Source organism: Brunnivagina elsteri CCALA 953 (genome assembly GCF_002289455.1).
Classification (GTDB): Bacteria; Cyanobacteriota; Cyanobacteriia; order Cyanobacteriales; family Nostocaceae; genus Brunnivagina; species Brunnivagina elsteri.
The window spans coordinates 1-2,670 of sequence record NZ_NTFS01000611.1; the positions used below are offsets into that span (position 1 = coordinate 1).

General features: G+C 35.5%; 2 protein-coding genes, 1 tRNA gene and 1 pseudogene. All 4 read right to left on the minus strand.

Annotation, left to right across the window (positions count from 1 at the left end; all coding sequences use genetic code 11):
• Positions 1–148 precede the first annotated feature (148 nt).
• Positions 149–1,243: pseudogene (locus CK510_RS29040) on the minus strand (IS1634 family transposase); the annotation flags it as partial.
• A 106-nt stretch (positions 1,244–1,349) separates the two neighbouring features.
• Positions 1,350–1,484 carry a hypothetical protein gene (locus tag CK510_RS34150; protein WP_281257104.1) on the minus strand — a complete coding sequence of 45 codons (135 nt, stop codon included), beginning with the start codon at positions 1,482–1,484 and terminating at the stop codon, positions 1,350–1,352.
• 304 nt (positions 1,485–1,788) lie between these two features.
• Positions 1,789–1,854 (minus strand) — tRNA-Ile (locus tag CK510_RS32170).
• 115 nt (positions 1,855–1,969) lie between these two features.
• Positions 1,970–2,170, minus strand: coding sequence for a hypothetical protein (locus CK510_RS29045; RefSeq protein WP_095724931.1), 201 nt, complete (start codon positions 2,168–2,170; stop codon positions 1,970–1,972).
• Between the last annotated feature and the right edge of the window lie 500 nt (positions 2,171–2,670).

Here is a 2,670-nt window from a genome sequence, read left to right on the forward strand (position 1 = left end):
TTTTTTGAGTATATCCGCGATCGCATTTCTTTGATCGGAAATATCCCATCTTTGGGCAGTATTATTCGGGACAAATCTTCGCTTAACCCGTTTGGTTGGTCGTGGATGCCAGAATAAATCTTTACCCCGAAGTATTGATGGGATACAATAGTCCATTGGTGCGGTAACGATTCAGAATCGCTGCTACAGAAGCTTCCCAATCATCAATTGAGGTTAATTTTTTCTTGCCACGACGAGGCTTTTTAAGAACTTCTAGGGCATTTGATGTTTTTTGTAAACGTGAGTGCAATGACTTTTCTTCTGTTTCTGCCATCGCGAAGGAGTGTACTATTAATTGTCGTTCATTCCAAGTAAATTCTTTACCATCTACTTTAATTGTTTGAGCTACTTCTCGTTCAAATCATAAAGCTATATTTTTATTTTTACCGTCAGCATAATCATAATCGATAGTTGTTAGTTGTTGTTCTCCATCCCAGACTGCTTGAAGATATTGTCCGATTTCTTCTTGTGTCATCTGTTTAGCACTTAAGGGGCAAAGATAAAAGTCTTCACCCATAGCAATGTGAGTACGAGTTGCTATTGATGCCATTTTACAGTCACCAATATATAACAATCCTGATTTATCAAATGTCGAACGTACTTGATTAATTGCTGGAATATATAATGGGTCATCAGCCTTATTTCCTGATAATATTTCTGTCGCTATTGGCATACCCAATGGGTCTAAAGTCGATAACATAATTTTGACTTGTGCCAAGTCTGGTCGGTGGTCTTTACTATGACCAAATTGAAATAGTCCTGACGATTTTACTCCACAATTGCTACTAGCTGCTGTACTATCTAAACGTACCTTCTCTGGATTTAAATCGTAGACTTGTATCATGTTTCCAGAAAGTTCTGCCTCAAATTGTTTCCAATTGTCATCAGAATTCAGATAACGTAATAGCGATTGCAAGCGGTCGTCTGTAAGGTCTAATTCTTCTAAATTTTCTCCAACAAACATTTTTAATGTTTCTAACCTTTTTGCTACCCATCCTTGGACATAGTTTAGACGGTGATCCGCTTGTGAAAGTATATGCGTCAACCAAATTATCGCTATACTTCCTAAGCTTTCACCTTGCCAATTTCCATGTGTAGAGAAATGCTTATCAAGTAGTTGTTTGACACCCATACGCTCTAATTGAGTTAGCAGTACAGGAATATCATCTACTCGTTCGTTTGTAATTATAGGTTCTGTATCCATAAACCCGAACTTATACCTACTCTGTACTTTTGGAAATATGTCGTTGGGTATACTTATAACTGCTTATTTCTTCTAACTCATCAAAAAATAGGCGAACCGGGAGTTATTAAGCTTTATCTTGTTGGATTAATCTAAGCAGTGGGCACACATTTCTCATCCGAGAACGTGAGACTTGAAATGCGATCGCTAATTCAGTCACTGATACTTCGACATTCGGCACAGCCTGTATCGAGTTTCTCACCTGAATATCCCTACCTTAGGGTCGTTATAGTTACGAAAAGGATGTAAACTTTTTGGGTAAGGATGCGAGATGATTTTATTTATCCCACGTAAGTTAATAAAGCTGTTTTTACAAGTCGCTTGCTCTACTATTGAGCTACATCCCCAAGATTAATTATTAATGTTAATCATCAATAAAAATGAATAACGGGGATGATGGGATTGGCACCCATAACCGAACGTTTAAATATATGTATGTAAGCTTTATAAGTTGGGACGCAGGATTGATTATTAAGGACTTCGCGCAAGTTAAGAAAGCTGTTTGCGTATACATAGGAATTGAACCTATTACTCTTCGATTATAAGTCGAATGCTCTACCAAATGAGCTAGTATGTAAGCTTTTTAAATTAGGGCGCGAAGTCATATTTTAGTAAAGTAGTTTTGATTTATATTATTTTGAATCTAGAGTTTGAAAGTTAACCTAAAATCCAAAATCTAAAATCAAATTAACCATAAACTGCTTCTGGTCTAATAATTAAGTCTCCGCTTGGTCTGCGGTCAACTATATAAGTTTCAAAGCGGTTTAAGTTGATATCAAAATGCTCCGCTAACCTTTGTTTGATTGCACTGTCATTCATACTCGCATTCCGGTTTATTTGTGCCTCTTGCATGTCATATGAACGACCTTCAAAGCGAATGTGAACCATTGCGATCGCTTCCTTTTTTATATTTATTCTTATGCTTATTCTTATATCCCTATGAACGCTCTTTTGGAGATGTTTTGTTTGTCTATAGTTCTACACTACATTCGTGTTATATAAGTGTCAAGAGGATAGGAATATTTTTTTCGAGACTGCCGAATAGCTTACTCCATCTTTGTTTTATAACTGTAGTATGATATTTCGTTGTGCGATCGCTAATGAATATACTCAAAACTGTAGTTTATAGTAGCCGAAGCATTTTAAGTCTCAAGGAATTCTTGTACCACAAAATATTTATATTTTGGAGATGTCTATTTATAGTTTTTGCTAGTAGTGTAAGCGAGATAAAATACTGCAAAAATGAGAAATCCGGAATTATTGTACATATAATATAAATTTTTATGCTTGGTAAGCACCACCCCTATGTAGTATTTGTAAGTATATTGACTCACCCAAAAGAATTAAATTTCAAAATATTTAATTTATTTATATTTCTAGAGTTAAAC